This window comes from Rhodococcus sp. NPDC056506 (genome assembly GCF_042794945.1).
Taxonomy (GTDB): Bacteria; Actinomycetota; Actinomycetes; order Mycobacteriales; family Mycobacteriaceae; genus Rhodococcus_F.
Genome location: NZ_JBHTSW010000005.1, coordinates 1 through 17,632, shown reverse-complemented (window position 1 = coordinate 17,632; position 17,632 = coordinate 1). Strand labels below are relative to the sequence as shown.

Below are 17,632 nucleotides of genomic sequence, written 5' to 3'. Positions count from 1 at the left end.
TCAGATCCCCATTCCCGGGATCTGGGGGACGAGGCCCCACAGGCCGAAAGTCATCAGCACGTCCAGGATTCCGATCGCAAGGATGGCGGTCCGTAGTGCGCGGCCAGCAGCCTGACCGACACCCGCCGGTCCACCCGAGGCGTAATAGCCGTACGCGCAGTGCACGAGCGCGACGACGGCGGCGAAGACCACTGCCTTCAGGCCCGAGTACAGGAGGTCCTGCGGCGAGATCGCCAGATGGAAGAAGTAGTCGTAGGTACCTGCCGATGCACCGTTGAAGAACACGACGACCAGTCGGGTCGAGAGGTAGCTGGCCAGCAGTCCGATCATGTAGATCGGGATGACGCAGATCATGGCAGCGATGACCCGCGTACCCGCGAGGAAGGGAATCGATCTGATTGCCATCGAGTCCAGTGCGTCGATCTCGTCGGAGATACGCATTGCGCCGATCTGGGCGGTGAAACCCGTCCCGACCTTGGCGGCCAACGCGATAGCGACGACAACAGGGGCAAGTTCGCGTGTGTTGGCAACTGCGGAAAGCATGCCGGAGAGTGAGGTCATCCCGACAAGTTCGAGTCCGCGATGCGTCTCCACGCCCAGCATCATCGCGGCTGCAAGAGACATCGCGAACACGATGCCGATAGTGCCGCCGCCGGACAACAGCGAGTTCGTTCCGAAGCTGACTTCGCTGATCTGGCCGAGTACGTGTTTGCGGTATTTGGTGAGAGCAAAGGGGATCGAGGCGATAGTGCGGATGTAGAAGGTGACATGCTGACCGAGCGACACCAAGCCGTCGCTGGCGGTCCGCAACGGTCTGCCGGCCTGCCGCGCTCGGATCCGGAGATCGACGAGCGACATCAGAATTCACCGACTGCCGGGACGATCACGGTATACAGCGCGGACAACACAGTGTTCACGATGAAGACGAGCGCGAACGCAATGACGACGGCCTCGTTGACTGCGTCGGCAACGCCGCGGGGGCCGCCTTTTGCATGGAGACCTTTGAAGGTGGCGACCAAAGTCGAAGCGAGGCCGAAGATCGCGGCTTTCACCAAAGCCATGACGAAGTCGGAAGATCGCCCGTACTGACTGAACGTTGCCATGAACGTTCCGGCCGGAAGGTGCTGGACGTAGATGTGGTACAGGTAGCACGCGATCACGCCGCCGAAGGTGACCATCGAACAGAGTGCAAGGGAGACGATCACTGCTGCAACCAATCTCGGTGCGACCAGGCGCTCGATCACGTCGATGCCCATCACTTCCATCGCGTCGATCTCTTCCCGGATCTTTCGCGAACCCAGATCCGTGCAGATCGCCGACCCTGCGACACCGGCCATCATCAACGCGCACACCAGCGCCGCAGCCTGACCGACGATGATGAAAGCCACGACAGCTCCGGAGTATCCGCCGGCACCGATCCGGCCGGCCAGTTCACCGACCGACACGGCGATGAAAACACCGATCGGAATCATGAGAAGCAACGACGGACCGGTGCTGACGCGACCGATGAACAGGGTCTGAGTAATCGTCTCGTGCAACGAGAGTCGCCTGCGGAGGATTGCCGTGAACAGGCCGAAGAGTGCCTGAACCGAAAATCCGATCAGATAGCCCCCCTGTAACGCTACGTCTCGTACCGGGCCCTTCGCGGCTGGTAGCTCGTACGTCATCTAATTGAATTCCTTTGCAGATCAACAGTGTTCGGCACGGAGCTCGAACTGTTCGAGCGCGGACGGTCGAGCGAACTGCCTGTGAAGCATCTCACACATATATGTGTCCAAGCAAGCATTATGTGAACCGAGATTCTCCCTGCGAATCGAGCGGTGTAGACTGAGTTCTCGCAAGTGACGTGGCAGTATGGGAACTGTTCGGATCCATACCCAGTGTATGTTTACGAATATTCCGAATCTGTCAGCCTGGTTGAGTTGCGGTTGTGCAGCGGATGCTTCGAGCGGTGACCCTACCCACGATCGGCGCCCTCAGGCAACGTTTTGTTAACGCACGTTCTGGTTGATGAGCATAACGATCAAGGTCGAGGGGCAGTTTCTTCTTGCGATCAATAGTCTCTTGAACTGCCGCGATGGTGCTGCAGGCGGGCGAAGTGATGAAAAATGTGTATGAATTCTCGGGATCATGCTTATGCTGATTCTCGTTTGGTGGACAGGCGGATCGAGGTGCGTCGAGCGTGTGGGCTGGAAAATGGGGTACATGGTGAGCCTGGGCGATCAGTTCGTCGACGCGCCGACGTCGAATGGGATTGTTCGGCAGGTGAGGTCCGACTCCGTCAAGAGGCGCCCGAAGGATCGCAAGGCGCAGATCGCGGCAGCCGCGGCAATCGCGTTCAGTGAGCGCGGATATCCTGCTGTCAGTGTCGATGACATCGCGTCGGCGGTGGGTATTTCGGGTTCGGCGCTGTATCGGCACTTTCCGAACAAGTACGCGATGTTCCGTCACGCGGCACTGGAGTTGACCGAAGCGCTCGGTAGTGCGCTCGACGACGTCTCGGTTGCCCCAGCAGCGACCGATGCGGACCGATTACGCGAAGATCTGATTGCAGTGATACGAACGACAATTCGCAATCGGCGCACGGCCGGAATCTATCGTTGGGAGAGCCGGTTTCTCGATGCTTCCGATCGGAAATCCGTTCGAGCACAGGCCGACGCGGTCAATAGTCGAGTGGCCCGGAATCTTTCGCTCTCCGATCCGGCGATGACGGCGCGGGACGAGACCCTTGTCGTGGTAGCGATGTTCAGCGTGATCGGCAGCATCACCGTCCATAATCTGTTGCTGCCTCAGCGGGCGATGGAACAGGTTCTGCTCGACGCGTGCCTGGCGATAGATCAAGGTGAGGGTGCAACCACCGCAAGCCGCTTGGAGCAGTCCTCGCTGCCTAGGACCGTGACCACGAACAAACGTGAACGTCTCTTGCAGGAAGCGGTGCGGCTCTTCGACTCTCGCGGATATCACGACGTCAGCATCGAAGAGATCGCCGCGGCCGCCGGCTTGAATGCTTCCGGTATGTACCGCTACTTTCCCAGCAAGGCCGAGCTTCTCGGCGCCGTGTTCTATCGAGCTGCAGATCGCTTGGACTTGGCGACGGCAGCGGTCTTCGATTCCGCGACGTCGCACGAAGAAGTGCTCCGGGCACTGGCGGCGATGTACGTGGAGTTGTCGTTTGCACAGCACGAATTGATGTCGGTCTACTTTTCCGAGATGAACAACCTTCTGCCGAGTCATCGAAGCGATCTGAAGAATCGCCAGAAGCTTTACGTGGTCGAATGGGCGCGAGTTCTCCGCGAAATCCGTCCGGAGCTTTCGGCGGTAGAGGCGAAGTTCGTTGTTCATGCTGCGCTCAACCTGGTTCCGGATGTCGGACGCATGGTGAAGTTCGACGGGGCCGCAGAAAATGCGACCAGACTGCAGATGTTCATGTCGGCAGTTCTGTTCGGCTGTCACACTTCGCCCTCCTGAAACGTGTCGGAGGGTGTGCGTACTCTGACCCGCTATGAGCGAAGTCGTGTCTCCGGCAGCTGCCCGTCGCATAGCGCTTGCCGCTCAAGGATTCGGCAGATCGCACCCCACAACGGTGACGCGTCGCAATCTGGTCAGCGTGATGGACCGGCTGCAGGTGCTGCAGATCGACTCGGTCAATGTCTTCGAACGCAGCCACTACCTGCCGGTTTACGCTCGGCTGGGCGCGTACGACAAATCCAGGCTCGATCAGCTCGCCTTCGCCCCCGGCTCGGGGTACCTCGAATACTGGGGCCACGAGGCTACGTTCCTACCGGTGGACATGTGGCCGCTGTTCCGCTGGCGGATGGACCAGTTTCGTGCCAAGGCGTTGAGCGACAAGGGAGGATGGGCTTCCGATCGAAGTGTCTTCCTCGATTGGTTGCGGCAGGAGTTGCGCGACAACGGTCCGATGGCGGCGAGCGAGATCGAACACGAAGCGAACACACGACGGGGTCCGTGGTGGGGGTGGTCCGACGTGAAAGTCGGCCTCGAGACGCTGTTCCGTTGGGGCGAGGTGGTGTCGGCAGGTCGAGCCGGCTTCGAGCGTCGTTACGGCCTGGCCGAGCAGATGCTTGCACCCGAGATACTCGACGCACGGGTCGAGCGGTCGGAGGCGATACGCGAGCTGGTGGTGCGGGGAGTGCGGGCGCATGGTCTTGGCACACTCGACGACATCGCCGACTACTTTCGTCTGCCCAGCGCAGAAGCACGAACGGCATTGCAGGAACTCGAAGATGCCGGCAGTGTGCGCCGGGTGTCCGTCGACGGCTGGGAGCGTCGAGGCAAGGCAAGGGAGGTGTGGATCGATCCGCGAGCGAAGCGTCCCAGGTCCATTCGTGCGGAAGCGCTGTTGTCACCCTTCGACCCGGTAGTGTGGGCACGCGATCGAGCGTTGCGGCTCTTCGGCTTTCACTACCGGATCGAGATCTACACTCCGGCGCACAAGCGAGTTCACGGATACTACGTGCTCCCGGTCTTGATCGACGACAAAATCTGCGCCCGAGTCGATCTCAAGAACGACCGTCAGAACGCTCGACTGCTTGTCCGCGCGGCATGGGCCGAACCCACCGCGGACGCAGAGACTGCGCCGCGGTTAGCGGAACTCCTTCGCAGAACTGCGCATTGGCAGGGCTGCGACACCGTTGAGGTGGAGAACAAAGGTACGTTGTCTCAGGAGTTGGCCGCCGCTATGACGTGAGCCTTCAGGGTCGCGAGGACGATTGTCATTCGGGAACTGTTATGCGTCCGTCGGTCGCTGCCTGATTGATGGAATTTCTCAATGCGGAACAACTTCCGGATCGAATTCTCGGCGGTGCAGCATCATCGCGGTACTCCAAACATGCGGTGCGCGAATCTGATCGCCACTGGGTCGAAGTGTGATGCCAGCTGTTCTTCTCCACGAGGACGTATGTTCCGCACCGCTCGCAGTCCAGCGGCTCCATGGTCATTGCGGCGCTCCTGCTGCGGCTTTGCGTGCAAGGTTGTCCGCAACTTCTTGGTGCCACACTTCGGTGGGCTTGCTTGTGTCGAACTCGAATTCGAAGCGGTCGACCATGTCCGGGGTGATGGCGGCGACGTCCACGTAGAACTGTTCGTACCAACGGCGCAGTTGGTAGACCGGGCCGTCCTCGCTGCACAGCAGAGGATTGTCGATGCGAGTCTTGTTCTTCCACACTTCGATGTCCTGCTCGAATCCGACGCCGATATATCCGATCATTGCGTCGACAAGTTGATCCGCGAACTCGGCGGGCATCTCCTCGGACTTCTGGACGGTAATGCCGTACATGAGTACGAATTTGTTCGGGCTCACCGGGTAGTGGCAGTTGATCAGCACAGAATCGGTCGTGAAGTTCTCGTAGATGTAGCGCAAGTCGTCGATCATGAACGACGGTCCGTGGTAGGCCGCTGTCGAAAGATTCGACACCAACTTCGGTACGTCGGGGTCGGTCCAGGTCACGATGTCGTCGCGGTTGATGCCGCTCTGCTCCTGGATGGCGACGTGTCCTTCGAAGACGTTCTTGAAATAGGTGGGGAACGAGAAGTGCACGTAGAAGAAGTGCGCCATGTCGACGACGTTGTCGACGATTTCTCGGCAGTTCGTATCGATGACTATCGACTTCCACACCCAATCGGTCCACTCGTGCTCCGCAGACTTGATGATCGGTATGGCGACTTCGGCAGGAGGCGGATTGCCTTCGGGGTCGTGCCAGACGAAGAGCAGTCCGTCTTGTTCGAGCGCAGTCCAAGCGCGGGTCTTGGCAAGCGGGGGGACACGTCGAGCATAGGGAATCGCGGTGCACTTACCGTTGCCTCCCCACCTCCAGTCGTGGAAGGGACACGCGATCGAATCGCCCTTGACCGTGCCCTGACTCAGGTCGCCGCCCATGTGACGGCAGTACGCGTCGAGGATCTTCAGTTCGCCATGCGAGTCGGAGAAGACGACCAGTTTGGTACCGAAAGCTTCGACGGAATGGGGGTTCCCGTCGCTGTAGTCCTTGGCGAGGCCGAGGCAGTGCCATCCGCGGGCAAATCGAGTGGGAGGTTCTCCCTGGTCGATGATGCGAACCTCTTCCGATTCATTGACATCCGCAATTGTCATGTTCTTCCTTTCGTGAGTGCACCCGGTGGGCTGGACCGAGCGACGTTGTACGACAGTCGAAGGGGTGTAAATCTTTGGGCAAGTCACATACGTTGCGACGAGATGTTGCCGCCGTCGACAACCAATTCCGTTGCGGTGATGTAACTTGCTTCGTCGGACAGCAGGAAGCGGACAGCGTGTGCGATTTCCTCCGGGCGACCGAGCCTGCCGAGGAGGATGCGTCGTTCGAATGCCCCGTCGCCCAATGCGTCTACGGTCGGCTGAAGCATAGGGGTCAGAATCTGTCCGGGCGAGACGCAGTTGATCCGAATGCCGTCCGGGCCCAGTCGGTCCGCAAGCGATCGGACCATCGACAACATCCCACCCTTTGCAGCGGAGTAGACAGGGTTGATTGCATTGCCCAAAGTTGCGTTGATCGAAGCGATTCCGACTATTGCCGAACCGGGATTGGCCGTGAAATCAGGCATCAACTGTTGAACCAACAGGATAAGCGGACGTAGATGGGTGTTGATACCCATCTCCCACACGTCGAGCGTCACTCCTTCGAGGGATCCGGTATCGACAACCCCGGCGGAATGAACAAGTCCGCCGATGGAGGAAAGTGAGGAACGGGTTGTGGCCAATGCGGCCGCGTAGTCGTCCGCTCTCGTGAGATCGATTCCCACTCCGATGGCGTCGATGCCGAATTCGGAGGAGATCACTGCTGCCTGATCGACCGCTTTTGCCTCGTCGATATCCCAGAGAGCGACTGGTCGTCGGATCGCCGCGAGCGCGCGGGCGGAGGCCAATCCGATTCCGGATGCGCCGCCGGTGATGATCACGCCTGTCGACGGGGATGAAGCATTCATGTGTCCTCCTGATTTTGGAGCGTTCTGCTCGGCGCCGCATGATCTGATGGGCTCCGGTCATCACTGTGACGAGGGATGGATTCGGGCTCAACGAACATGGCCGATCATCGGTATCGATGCTGGTGAAAGCCCATGCAGATGCATCTCCCGCTGCGTGGGAGACGTACTGGCGTCGTGAGTCCACGGAAGCTCAGATGGGCGGAACGAATGTTGGCTGCCGAAGCGGCGGGCCACCGGAACGGAGACATCGATGTTGGTCGGACCGATCACCGAAGAGCCCATCCCCATGTCAACTCTCGACAGACTGTCGGTGGTGGTGGACTGCTTTCGTGACGCGCCTCGGCTGACATTGGGGGAGGTGGCGCGCCGAACCGGGATTCCGCGATCGTCCGTGCACCGGATGCTACTGAAACTCGTGAGGATGAACTGGCTACGCCGCGAAGGACTCGAGTACGAAATAGGCGACAAGCTAGGAGATCTGGGCGCGCTCTCGCTGTATCGAAACAAAGTGGATCGAGTGGTTACGCCCCTACTTCAGCAGCTGCATCTCGTGACTGGACATGCTGTGCACCTTGGGGTTTTGGAAGGGAACCATGTGCGCTACATCCAGAAAATCGGGAGCCAGATGGTCCCCGACCTTCAGACTCGTGTCGGCTCACGCATCCCTGCGCAATCGTCGACCATCGGGAAATCACTGTTGAGCGCTGGGCACAGACCGGTGGCGTCGCTGCAAAACACCAATGACGTTCGCCAACAAGCAGTTGCGTTCGGAATATGTAATTCCGGGATGGGTTGTATCGGTGCACGAATCGGGGTGTTCGACCACATGCAGGCGGGTCTCTCGATTTGTGGACCTTTGATTCGCGGCACGATAGACAAAAGGAACGCCGCTGCCGTGCAGATGGCGGCGGTGGCGATCTCCCAGTATTTCGGAATGATCGACGGGTTCGGGCAGGAGAAGACGGGATAGTCCGACAAACGCAAAGAGTGCGCCTCCCCCCACTACGCGTAAAGCGCAGTGGGGGAGACGCACTCGGATAGAGCTGTGTCAGCGAAGAGCCGCAAGCGCGTCGATACGCCCCGCGGCACCCTCCATGATGCTTTCGATCAGTTCCTTGCAGCTGGGCAGATCGTTGATCATGCCGACAACCTGACCCGAAGCAAGAACACCGGCTTCCGTGTTGCCCTCGACCAGTCCGGCCTTGAGCAACATCGGGGTGTTGGCTGCCATGATGATCTGCATCAGCGTGCGGTCACCCGACCGCTTCATCGCGAGACCGTCCTTGGCGAGGGTCGACCACTTCATGCCCGTCATGGCCTTGAACTTCGTGGCATTCTTGGCCGCGGCGATCAAACCGGTTGCATAGCTGGAACCTTCGAGGCTGTTGACCAGGTCGGTGTTGAGCACACGATGAGGCATGCCGTCGACCTTGCGGGAGACAGTCGTATCCGTCAGTCCGCGCTTGAGATACTCCTGTTTGACGGAATCGGGCACCGAAGAGTCGCTGGTGAGAAGGAATCGCGTTCCCATCGCGACACCGGCAGCGCCGTACGCCAGTGCGGCAGCCAGCCCGCGGCCGTCGAAGAATCCGCCACCGGCGATGACCGGAATATCGACCGCGTCGAGAACCGAGGGGAGAAGCAATGTCGTGGCCACACCGCCGGTATGGCCACCACCTTCGCCGCCCTGGACGATGACGGCGTCCGCGCCCCAGGATGCAACCTTGACCGCGTGCTTCGCGGCACCGATCGAGGGCACGACGACGATGCCGTGGTCCTTGAGCTTGGCGATCAGTTCCTTCTTGGGAGCCAAGGCAAACGACGCGACCTTGACGCCTTCACGGATCAGCAGATCCGCGCGTTGCGGGGCGTCAGTGGCGTCGGCACGCATGTTGACGCCGAACGGCTTGTCCGTGAGCTGCTTCGTCTTCTTGATCGCGTGCTCGAGCTCGTCGTACGTCATCGTGGCCGAAGCCAGGATGCCGAGACCACCTGCGTTCGCCGTTGCCGACGTGAGAGCGGGACCGGAAACCCAGCCCATACCCGTCTGCACGATCGGGTACTCGACACCGACCAGTTCGGTCAGCGCGGTCTTCAGGGTGGGGGTCATGCCGAGACCTCACGGTCCCGGAGGTTGCGCGGATCGAGGGTTTCGCGGATGAGGTGAAGTTCTTCGGCGGTGGGGTCACGGGTGATACCGGCCTCGGCGAGTCCGGCAACCTCGAACGAGGTGTTCTCGGCTACCTCTTCGGCGGTGACGCCGGGGTGAAGGCTCAACGCGCGGAAGGTGTTTCCCGGTCCGCCGAAGTCGAAGACACCGAGGTTGGTGACAACGCGGGGGATGTTCAGATACTTGTATGCGGGGTTCTCGGGATCGATCTGGTCGTAGCCGACGCCGCACACCACGTCGACCTTGTCGACGAACACTCGCTTGGAGTGCTTGGGGACGAAGTAGCTCGTCGCATGGTTGATGGTATTGCCCGGGGCGCCGCGCACACCGAACATCTGACGCGTCGGCTGCTGAAGCGGGCCGAAAGCGGAGAGGTTCTGGTTACCGTGGCGATCGAGTTGATTGGCGCCCATCACAACGTGGCGACGACCGGAAGCGACGACGTCGAACACCTTGCGGAAGGGCATCCAACCTTCGACGGGGCCCTTCGTTCCGACTGCCGGAGTGTCCTCGAGGATGAGGGCTTCACCGTCGGTGATGAGCAGGTCGGGTTCGGTGGTGAGCCGAGCCAGGCGAGCGCCGATGGTGGACGACGTCGACATCGGGCTGGCCATGATTTCGCCTGCACCGGAAAAGATTTCAGCGCACGCAAGAACTACGTACTCTGCGCGGGTGACGGTGGATTCGCTCATTTTGCCTGCTCCCCTGCCGTTGATGAATCGGCAAACTTCTTTACTGCGGCTTGGTAGTCCTCTTCGCTGCCGGAGAGGAAGGTGTCGACGAACGCCTGCCACGACTCGGGGGTCTTGGCGGCCTCGGCGTAGTGACGCTGGAACTTCTCGTCGCGGCCGTAGCTTTCGCCGGCCAACGTGAAGTGTGCACCGTTCGGTGCCTCGACGACGGCGTCGACCATCATGCGGTTGAGTAGAAGGTTCTGCAGTGGAACGGATTTGACCAGTTCCTCGGTCTCGACGATGCGCTCGACGGAGACGTAACGCTTCTCGGCGGCCATGCAGTACAGGTCGTCGAAGTACGGGTCGACGCCGTTGTAGGCGGCATTGCCGTGCTTGTCACCGAGATTGAGGTGGACGAACGACGCATCGAGGTTGAGCGCAGGCATCGCGATCAAGGTCTCGGAACGGCCGTCGGCCTCGGGGTACGGAGAGGTGACGGTCTTGAGTTCGTCGCCCCAGAAGTTGCGGACATCCGAACCCAGGCCGGCACGGATCGGGAGGAAGGGAAGCCGAGCGGCAGCGGCTTCGAGGCCGCACTTGACCATGCCCTCGTCCATCTCGCGGACTTCGATCTCACCTGCTGTGCGCGCCTTGGCAAACCACGGATCGTAGAACGGCGCGGAGTCCAGGGACACGAAACCGTAGTACGCCTTCTTGACCTTGCCGGCCGAGCACAGCAGTCCGAGATCCGGTCCGCCGTAGGTGACCACGGTCAGGTCCGTGATGTCCGAACGCAGAATTGCACGCACGAAGGCCATCGGCTTGCGGCGAGATCCCCAGCCGCCCAAGCCGATCGTCATTCCGCTGCGCAGTTCGCCGACTACCTCGTCGAGCGACTTCGTCTTGTCACGCTTGCTAGCCATGTTTTCTCAGCCTTCCTTCTGGGTTGCGTTCTCGCGCGGCTTGCCGGTGGCGACGAACTCGTCGCGGTGCTCGTCAGACACACCGAGAAGGTTGAGTTCGAAGGTGTAGCCCTGCTCGAGGCGGTAGCTGCCCTTGACGTCGACCGGGTCGATGCCGTTGATGGCTTCCTTGGCGCACCGGATGATGCGGGTGTCCTTCGCGGCGATCTTCGCGGCGATCTCGCGAGCGCACTCGTCGAGCTTCTCGCGCGGGACCACGTCGTAGACGCTGCCGAACTGCTTGAGCGTGTGTGCGTCGACGCTCTGCGCCGTGTAGTACAGCGTGCGCATCATGTGCTGCGGCACCAGGCGTGAGAGGTGAGTCGCAGCGCCGAGGGCGCCGCGGTCGACCTCGGGGAGGGAGAAGATCGCGTCGTCGGAAGCGACGATGACGTCCGCGTTGCCGACCAGTCCGATGCCGCCGCCGACGCAGAATCCGTTGACCGCCACGACGACGGGGACGGCGCAGTCGTAGACGGCGGCGAAGGCTGCGGCACAACCGCGGTTGGCGGCGACCAGCGCGTCGAATCCCTCGGTAGCCTGCATCTCCTTGATGTCGACGCCGGCGTTGAATCCGCGTCCCTCGGCTCGCAGGATCACCACGTGCGTGTTGAGATCCTTGCCCGCGTCGAGGATGGCGTCGGCAAGCTCGAACCATCCCTTGGACGGGATTGCGTTGACCGGCGCGTAGTCGATGGTGACCGTGGTGATGCCGGTTCCGTCGGAAGAGGTGCTGATGCCCATATCGGGATTCCTTACGTCTGTGTACCAAACCAAGCGATTGCTTGGTAAGTTAGCACACAAGCGGAGCCGACAAGCCCGAGCAGAGTGCAATAGGAGACAAAAATGAGTGGATTGGTCGACGGACGCGTAGTCATCATCACCGGGGCAGGTCGAGGTATCGGGCGTGCGCATGCGTTGGCGTTTGCTGCCGAGGGCGCCAAGGTCGTCGTCAACGACATCGGTGCGGGTGCCGACGGTTCCGCGACCGGCGAAAGTCCGGCCGAGCAGGTTGTCGCGGAGATCATCGCTGCGGGTGGCCAGGCAGTGGTCAACGGAGACGACGTCGCCGACTGGGCGGGTGCCGAAAATCTGATCAAGACCGCGATCGACACCTTCGGTGGTCTGGACGTGCTTGTGAACAACGCAGGCTTCCTGCGTGACCGCATGCTCGTCGGCATGAGCGAAGGTGAGTGGGACGCGGTGATCCGCGTGCACCTCAAGGGGCACTTCGCGCCTTTGCGTCACGCTGCTGCCTACTGGCGCGGCGAAGCCAAGGCCGGCAACACCGTCGACGCACGCATCATCAACACCAGTTCGGGTGCAGGACTGCAGGGTTCGATCGGCCAGGGCAACTACGCCGCGGCGAAGGCCGGCATCGCCGAGATGACCATTCAGGCCGCCGCCGAGCTCAAGAATTACGGAGTCAGTGTCAACGCGATCGCGCCTGCTGCGCGCACGCGCATGACCGTCGGTGCGGGTGGGGCGATGGCAGAAGCGATGGCAGCTCCGGAAGAAGGATTCGACGCCATGGCTCCCGAGAACATCTCGCCGCTGGTCGTCTGGCTCGGAAGCGCCGAGTCCAAGGACGTCACGGGCCGAGTATTCGAGGTAGAGGGCGGAAAGATCACCGTCGCGGAAGGCTGGCGTCACGGCCCGAGCGAGGACAAGGGTGACCGTTGGGACCCGAAGGAGATCGGGCCGGTCGTGGCAACGCTGTTGGAGAAGGCGGAGATTCCGACGCCGGTGTACGGGGCGTAGGGCCTTCGGCCCCGTGAGTGGTTAAGGAGTGCAGGGACTCCTCAACCACTCACAGGCGGCGTGCCGCCTACGCGGGTGCCCGAACCACCAATACAGTGCCGGGGAACTCTGCTGCGAGCTCGCGCCGCGAATGCTTCACGCAGGCGGTGCCGTAGCCCTTCTTGCGGGACTCGGGTGCAATCCAGATCGCGACGTTGACCTCTTGGCCGTCGAGTTCGCCGAACACCAGGCCGACGCTCGTCGGGCTGTCACCGGAGACGTCCTCGGCGACGAACCAGGCAGCGCTCTCGTCGTCGATGCGGCCGAGGCCACCTGTGCGCTCGGCTTCGATTCGATCCTCGCTCCACGGCTTGCCGTCTTCGTCGAGCTGCTCACCCGAGCGAATCGTGAACAGCGACTTGTCTTCTGCGCTGTCGCTGAACGGACGCAGGCTGAAGTTCTGCCCACTGCTCGCGGGGCGATCAAGCGTCGTCCATTCGAGAGTTGCGTCGAGATTCTCCAACTCGCCCTGGATGCGATCGCGTGCGGCCTTGGTGAGCGCACTGAACTTGAGGTTCAGAACGGCTTCGGCATTTGCTTCCGACGTGCCGAGAAGTTCCGCGACGGTGGTCAGTGCCTCCTGATGGTCCTTGCTGTCGACCACTGCATCCAGCACCTCGTGGCGACGCTCCAGCGCACGCACGAGTGCGGAAGTGATCTCGCGTCGGTCCAGGATTTGATCTTGAATATGCGTCGTCATATATGCGACTCCTTGCTGTGTTCGAGGCTCTGTCGAAACGCCGTGCGGACCGTACGAGTCAATAGTGCTCCAACTCGCCCGTTATGGCACGTGTTCAGCCTCCGGTGCGGCGAACAAGCCGTTCGTAGCGCTGGCGGGCGGCTTGAGTACTGCCGAGCCCGAGTCCGAAGGCAATGTCCTGCCAGGTCATACCCCGTTCACGGGCAATTCCGAGGAACAGTGCTTCCAGCTGTTCCATTTCGGCTCGGGCCTTGGGAATGAGTGTCAACGCAGCCATGACGTCGGCGTCGTCGACTTCGGGTTCGTTCACCTCGGGTGTGTCGGTGCCGCCGGCCAGACGAGCCACGACGCGCACCGCGCCGTAGGGCTCGAGCATCTCCGGATGAGATTGCCGCGCGCGCTGGCTTCGGGTCGCGCCGTGGCGCTCGCTGATCCGAAAGAGTCCGGCGTACTCGCGATGTGCGCGTTCGCGGCCGGAATCGATCGGTCTGAACTGGTCATCGGTCATGAATCCAGGGTGGCACGAACCCGGACCGATGTAAACGTTCTGTTGTGAACAAATTGTTCAGTTTGTCAGTGGCTCGCACACGATGACGGGAATGACGCGGTCCGTCCAGGCCTGATAGTTGTCGAAATCCGGATACATTGCCGTCAACTTCGGCCACAGCCGAGCGCGCTCGTCCTCGGTTGCGACGCGGGCTTTCATCGAGCGGATCCGAGACTTGATCTGCACCGTCACCACCGGATCCGCCTCGATGTTGAGGTACCACATCGGATTCTTCGGAAGACCACCTTGCGACGCCACCAGAATCACGTCTTCGCCGTCCTCGAGGAACAGCAACGGGCTGATTCGCTCCTCACCGGATTTGCGACCGGTAGTGGTGAGCAGGCAGATCGGCAGCCCGCGTGGGAACGCGCTGCCGACCCGCCACTTGCTACCCAGCCTCCCGTCGGTGGCGCGATACATGGCGACGTTTGCCTTCGACATCCACTTGATGATCTTGACCGTCGCCGGAGCGTCGAGTCCCTTGGGTTTGGCTGGGGGAGTAGTCATCTCAGATACGCTCGATGATGGTTCCGGTGGCCAGCGCGCCGCCGGCGCACATCGTGATCAGAGCCGTCGAGCCGTTACGACGCTCCAGTTCGTGCAGTGCGGTGGTGATCAGTCGAGAGCCCGTGCTGCCGACCGGATGGCCCAGAGCGAGGGCGCCGCCGTTGACGTTGACGTTGTCGAAGTCAGGTTCGTGGACCTGGGCCCAGGACAGAGCGACCGACGCGAATGCTTCGTTGATCTCGAAGAGGTCGAGGTCGCCGATCTTCATTCCGCTCTTCTCCAGAACACGGCTGGTTGCCTGTACCGGTCCGTCGAGGTGGAACTCCGGTTCCGAGCCGACCAGTGCCTGGGCGATGATGCGGGCGCGTGGCTTCAATCCGAGTGCGCGAGCCTTGTCCTCGTCCATGAGCAGGACTGCGGCCGCACCGTCGGAGATCTGGGAAGACGTTCCGGCAGTGTGAATCCCGCCTTCGAGGACGGGCTTCAACCGGGCAAGGGACTCGGCCGTCGTATCGCGCAGGCCCTGATCGCGATTGACGAGCTTGGTCTCGCCAGTGAGGTTTCCTTCCTTGTCGACCTGGGGCGCCGAGAGTTCGAGTACCTCTCGGTCGAAACGCCCTTCCTCCCAAGCCTGCTTGGCCAGTGCCTGCGAGCGGACACCGAGAGCTTCGACGTCGTCGCGGGTCAGTCCGCGTCGGCGCGCGATGCGTTCTGCAGCCTCGAACTGGTTGGGCATGTCGATGTCCCACGTCGCCGGCCGACGCGGTCCGGCCTGGTCACCGACGTTGGCGCCGAGGGGAACCTGGCTCATCGCTTCGATGCCGCAGGCGATGCCGGCATCGATGGCGCCGGTGGCGATCAGTCCGGCGATCAGATGGTTCGCCTGCTGGGCCGAACCGCACTGGCAGTCCACGGTCGTGGCGCCGGTCTGCCACGGCAGACCTGCATGCAACCAAGCAGTGCGCGTGATGTTGTTGGACTGAGCGCCGGCCTGGGTGACGCAGCCGCCGATCACCTGCTCGATCAGCAACGGGTCGATTCCCGACCGGTCGAGAACTCCCTTTTGTGCAGCTCCGAGGATCTCGGCGGCGTGCAGACCGGCGAGCCAACCTCCGCGCTTGCCGATCGGTGTACGGACAGCCTCGACGATTACTGGTGTGCCCACAGCGGGCTCCTTTCCTTGTAATGAAAAAGTAGAACAGGTTCTCTGCGGGAAGCAAGACCTGCCGACGTTTCCTTTCCTAGTAAGCAGGCTTGTGTTTCAATGAGAGTAGAACGTGTTACACATCACGGATCCCCATCACCCCTGTGATGAAAAGGCTTAGGGCAGGAGACATCAGTGGCACAGCCCGCATTCCCCGAGGGAATCGACTTCACGGACCCCGACATCTACGCGGAACGTATGCCGTTCGAGGAGTTCGCAGAACTCCGGAAGACGGCCCCCGTGTGGTGGAATCCGCAGCCCCCGGAAATCGGCGGATTCCAGGACGAGGGCTTCTGGGTGGTCACCCGTCATGAAGAGGTCAAGGAGGTCTCGCAGCGAAGCGACATCTTCTCGACCCACGAGAACACTGCGATTCCTCGCTTCGCCGACGACATCCCACGCGAGAACGTCGAGATGCAGCGCTTCATCCTCATCAACAAGGACGCTCCGGAGCACACCAAGCTTCGCAAGCTGGTTTCGCGTGGATTCACCCCGCGAGCCATCAACAGCCTGCGCGAAGAACTGACCGAGCGCGCCGAAAAGATCGTCAAGACTGCGGCTGCCGGTGGTGCCGGAGACTTCGTGGTTCAGGTCGCGTCCGAACTTCCGCTGCAGGCAATCGCCGAGCTTCTCGGTGTGCCGCAGGAAGATCGAATGAAGCTCTTCGACTGGTCCAACCAGATGACGTCGTACGACGACCCCGAATTCGACATCGACCCGCAGGCAGCGTCGATGGAGATTCTGGGATACGCGTACCAGATGGCGGATCAGCGCAAGAAGTGTCCCGCCGATGACATCGTCACCAAGCTCATCGAAGCTGACATCGACGGAAATGAGCTCTCCCCAGAGGAATTCGGCTTCTTCGTGATCCTGCTTGCGGTCGCGGGCAACGAGACCACTCGCAATGCCATCACACACGGCATGGTTGCCTTCCTCGACAATCCCGACCAGTGGGAGCTGTACAAGAAGGAACGCCCGAAGACTGCGGCCGACGAGATCGTTCGTTGGGCCACCCCGGTGACCTCTTTCCAGCGCACCGCGCTCGAAGACACCGAACTCGGCGGACAGAAGATCAAGAAGGGCGATCGCGTCGTGATGATGTACGCGTCGGCCAACTTCGACGAAGACGTCTTCGAGAACCCCACGAAGTTCGACATCATGCGTGACCCCAATCCGCACCTCGGATTCGGCGGCACCGGTGCGCACTTCTGCATCGGCGCGAACTTGGCTCGTCTCGAAATCGATCTGATCTTCAACGCGATCGCCGATCACCTACCCGACATCACCAGGCTCGGCGATCCGCGTCGCCTGCGCTCGGGCTGGCTCAACGGCATCAAAGAGTTTCAGGTTGATTACAAGACATCGGGATGCCCGGTCAAACACTGATCCGGACATATACTGACCTGATAACCGGCGAGTAGGTTCTGTGTAGCTTTTCGGGAGTTGCCTCTGCAACCTCGAACACGCAGAACTACAGTAGACGTTCCGGGGGGCCACTAGCTGGCAACCTGGAACTGCGGCGGCGTCTGCGGGATCCCTCATCTCCCGTAGGCGCCGCCGTTTGTAGTTCAATCACCAATTCAGCCGCCGTATGGTTTGGTGATCGCTTCGAGGAAGTGGCCCGACGGGTCGAGGAAGTAGACCCCACGCCCACCGTCGTTGGTGTTGAAGCCGGTACTCGACTGGCGCGGATCGGCCCAGTGATCAAGCTTCAAGGCTTGTATGCGCTGGTAGATGCCGTCGAAGTCGTCTTCGGAGACGAGGAAGGCGTAGTGCTGAGACGCAACCTCGGCGCCGTCTTCCACCTGTGCGAAATCGAGCGTCACGCCGTGCTCGAGTTCGACGCCGAGAAAGTAGCCGGCTTCGACAGGGCCCGGTAGGCCGAACATGTGAGTGAAGAACCACGCCGACTCTTGTCGGTCTTTTGCGGCGATGATGGTGTGATTGAACGAAATGGTCATGAGTGACCCCTTGCAGTACGACGCCTCCATGCCTGACGCAGTCCGTCATCGACACGCGACGTTGGGAACCAGGAAACCATTTCGAGGTTCGCGGTGCAAGTACGACAGGCTTATTCGATTGCGACGCGGCGACGGGGTCCGTCATCGAGC

At 61.2% G+C, this 17,632-nt stretch carries 18 protein-coding genes; 5 read left to right on the top strand and 13 right to left on the bottom strand.

The genetic code is table 11. The features are described from left to right. Both ACFQ6H_RS06670 and ACFQ6H_RS06665 read right to left on the bottom strand, forming a co-directional pair. Positions 1–858 carry an ABC transporter permease gene (locus ACFQ6H_RS06670; RefSeq protein ID WP_378644849.1) on the bottom strand — a complete coding sequence of 286 codons (858 nt, stop codon included), beginning with the start codon at positions 856–858 and terminating at the stop codon, positions 1–3. Then, complete coding sequence (locus ACFQ6H_RS06665; RefSeq protein ID WP_230814857.1) at positions 858–1,667, bottom strand: ABC transporter permease; 810 nt, start codon at positions 1,665–1,667, stop codon at positions 858–860. The genes ACFQ6H_RS06670 and ACFQ6H_RS06665 overlap by 1 nt, the downstream gene beginning before the upstream one ends. A 538-nt stretch (positions 1,668–2,205) precedes the next feature. On the opposite strand from ACFQ6H_RS06665, the gene ACFQ6H_RS06660 reads away from it, so the two are divergent. Then, positions 2,206–3,468, top strand: a complete 1,263-nt coding sequence (locus tag ACFQ6H_RS06660) for a TetR/AcrR family transcriptional regulator (RefSeq protein ID WP_378644846.1) — start codon at positions 2,206–2,208, stop codon at positions 3,466–3,468. A gap of 34 nt (positions 3,469–3,502) precedes the next feature. Next, on the top strand, positions 3,503–4,708 hold the full coding sequence (locus tag ACFQ6H_RS06655) for a winged helix-turn-helix domain-containing protein (protein WP_378644831.1): 1,206 nt from the start codon (positions 3,503–3,505) through the stop codon (positions 4,706–4,708). A 246-nt stretch (positions 4,709–4,954) separates the two neighbouring features. Here the strand turns inward: ACFQ6H_RS06655 and ACFQ6H_RS06650 are convergent, their stop codons facing one another. Both ACFQ6H_RS06650 and ACFQ6H_RS06645 read right to left on the bottom strand, forming a co-directional pair. Then, positions 4,955–6,109, bottom strand: a complete 1,155-nt coding sequence (locus ACFQ6H_RS06650; protein ID WP_378644828.1) for a Rieske 2Fe-2S domain-containing protein — start codon at positions 6,107–6,109, stop codon at positions 4,955–4,957. A gap of 83 nt (positions 6,110–6,192) precedes the next feature. Beyond that, on the bottom strand, positions 6,193–6,957 hold the full coding sequence (locus tag ACFQ6H_RS06645) for an SDR family NAD(P)-dependent oxidoreductase (protein ID WP_378546648.1): 765 nt from the start codon (positions 6,955–6,957) through the stop codon (positions 6,193–6,195). Between the two features lie 250 nt (positions 6,958–7,207). Between ACFQ6H_RS06645 and ACFQ6H_RS06640 the strand changes: the two genes are divergently transcribed. After that, complete coding sequence (locus ACFQ6H_RS06640) at positions 7,208–7,927, top strand: IclR family transcriptional regulator (RefSeq protein ID WP_378644826.1); 720 nt, start codon at positions 7,208–7,210, stop codon at positions 7,925–7,927. 78 nt (positions 7,928–8,005) lie between these two features. On the opposite strand, the gene ACFQ6H_RS06635 is transcribed toward ACFQ6H_RS06640, so the two are convergent. The 4 genes from ACFQ6H_RS06635 to echA20 are packed head-to-tail and all read right to left on the bottom strand — an operon-like array spanning position 8,006 to position 11,507. Beyond that, positions 8,006–9,067, bottom strand: coding sequence for a nitronate monooxygenase family protein (locus ACFQ6H_RS06635; protein ID WP_007734249.1), 1,062 nt, complete (start codon positions 9,065–9,067; stop codon positions 8,006–8,008). Beyond that, on the bottom strand, positions 9,064–9,819 hold the full coding sequence (locus tag ACFQ6H_RS06630; RefSeq protein ID WP_003945796.1) for a CoA-transferase subunit beta: 756 nt from the start codon (positions 9,817–9,819) through the stop codon (positions 9,064–9,066). The genes ACFQ6H_RS06635 and ACFQ6H_RS06630 overlap by 4 nt, the downstream gene beginning before the upstream one ends. Further along, on the bottom strand, positions 9,816–10,724 hold the full coding sequence (gene ipdA, locus ACFQ6H_RS06625) for a cholesterol ring-cleaving hydrolase subunit IpdA (RefSeq protein ID WP_378535192.1): 909 nt from the start codon (positions 10,722–10,724) through the stop codon (positions 9,816–9,818). The genes ACFQ6H_RS06630 and ipdA overlap by 4 nt, the downstream gene beginning before the upstream one ends. Positions 10,725–10,730: 6 nt before the next feature. Then, a complete protein-coding gene (gene echA20, locus ACFQ6H_RS06620; protein ID WP_003945611.1) occupies positions 10,731–11,507 on the bottom strand; it encodes a (7aS)-7a-methyl-1,5-dioxo-2,3,5,6,7,7a-hexahydro-1H-indene-carboxyl-CoA hydrolase in 777 nt (258 codons plus the stop codon). Between the two features lie 102 nt (positions 11,508–11,609). On the opposite strand from echA20, the gene ACFQ6H_RS06615 reads away from it, so the two are divergent. Beyond that, entirely contained in the window at positions 11,610–12,524 is a 915-nt protein-coding gene (locus ACFQ6H_RS06615; RefSeq protein WP_378546661.1) for an SDR family oxidoreductase, read from the top strand. A gap of 67 nt (positions 12,525–12,591) precedes the next feature. On the opposite strand, the gene ACFQ6H_RS06610 is transcribed toward ACFQ6H_RS06615, so the two are convergent. The 4 genes from ACFQ6H_RS06610 to ACFQ6H_RS06595 all read right to left on the bottom strand — a co-directional run bounded on the left by ACFQ6H_RS06610 (position 12,592) and on the right by ACFQ6H_RS06595 (position 15,482). Next, the gene (locus ACFQ6H_RS06610) at positions 12,592–13,263 is read right to left on the bottom strand and encodes a GNAT family N-acetyltransferase (protein ID WP_378644818.1); all 672 of its coding nucleotides are present in this window, start codon (positions 13,261–13,263) and stop codon (positions 12,592–12,594) included. Between the two features lie 94 nt (positions 13,264–13,357). Beyond that, positions 13,358–13,771 carry a DNA-binding protein gene (locus ACFQ6H_RS06605; RefSeq protein WP_378448949.1) on the bottom strand — a complete coding sequence of 138 codons (414 nt, stop codon included), beginning with the start codon at positions 13,769–13,771 and terminating at the stop codon, positions 13,358–13,360. A gap of 57 nt (positions 13,772–13,828) precedes the next feature. Beyond that, entirely contained in the window at positions 13,829–14,317 is a 489-nt protein-coding gene (locus ACFQ6H_RS06600; protein WP_378644815.1) for a nitroreductase family deazaflavin-dependent oxidoreductase, read from the bottom strand. Position 14,318: 1 nt separating this feature from the next. Further along, on the bottom strand, positions 14,319–15,482 hold the full coding sequence (locus ACFQ6H_RS06595) for a steroid 3-ketoacyl-CoA thiolase (RefSeq protein WP_095970996.1): 1,164 nt from the start codon (positions 15,480–15,482) through the stop codon (positions 14,319–14,321). A 174-nt stretch (positions 15,483–15,656) separates the two neighbouring features. Between ACFQ6H_RS06595 and ACFQ6H_RS06590 the strand changes: the two genes are divergently transcribed. Further along, positions 15,657–16,907 (top strand): cytochrome P450, encoded by a 1,251-nt coding sequence (locus ACFQ6H_RS06590; protein ID WP_003945573.1) that lies wholly within the window; start codon positions 15,657–15,659, stop codon positions 16,905–16,907. Positions 16,908–17,101: 194 nt separating this feature from the next. Here the strand turns inward: ACFQ6H_RS06590 and ACFQ6H_RS06585 are convergent, their stop codons facing one another. Continuing rightward, positions 17,102–17,482 carry a VOC family protein gene (locus ACFQ6H_RS06585; RefSeq protein WP_378546667.1) on the bottom strand — a complete coding sequence of 127 codons (381 nt, stop codon included), beginning with the start codon at positions 17,480–17,482 and terminating at the stop codon, positions 17,102–17,104. Positions 17,483–17,632 lie beyond the last annotated feature (150 nt).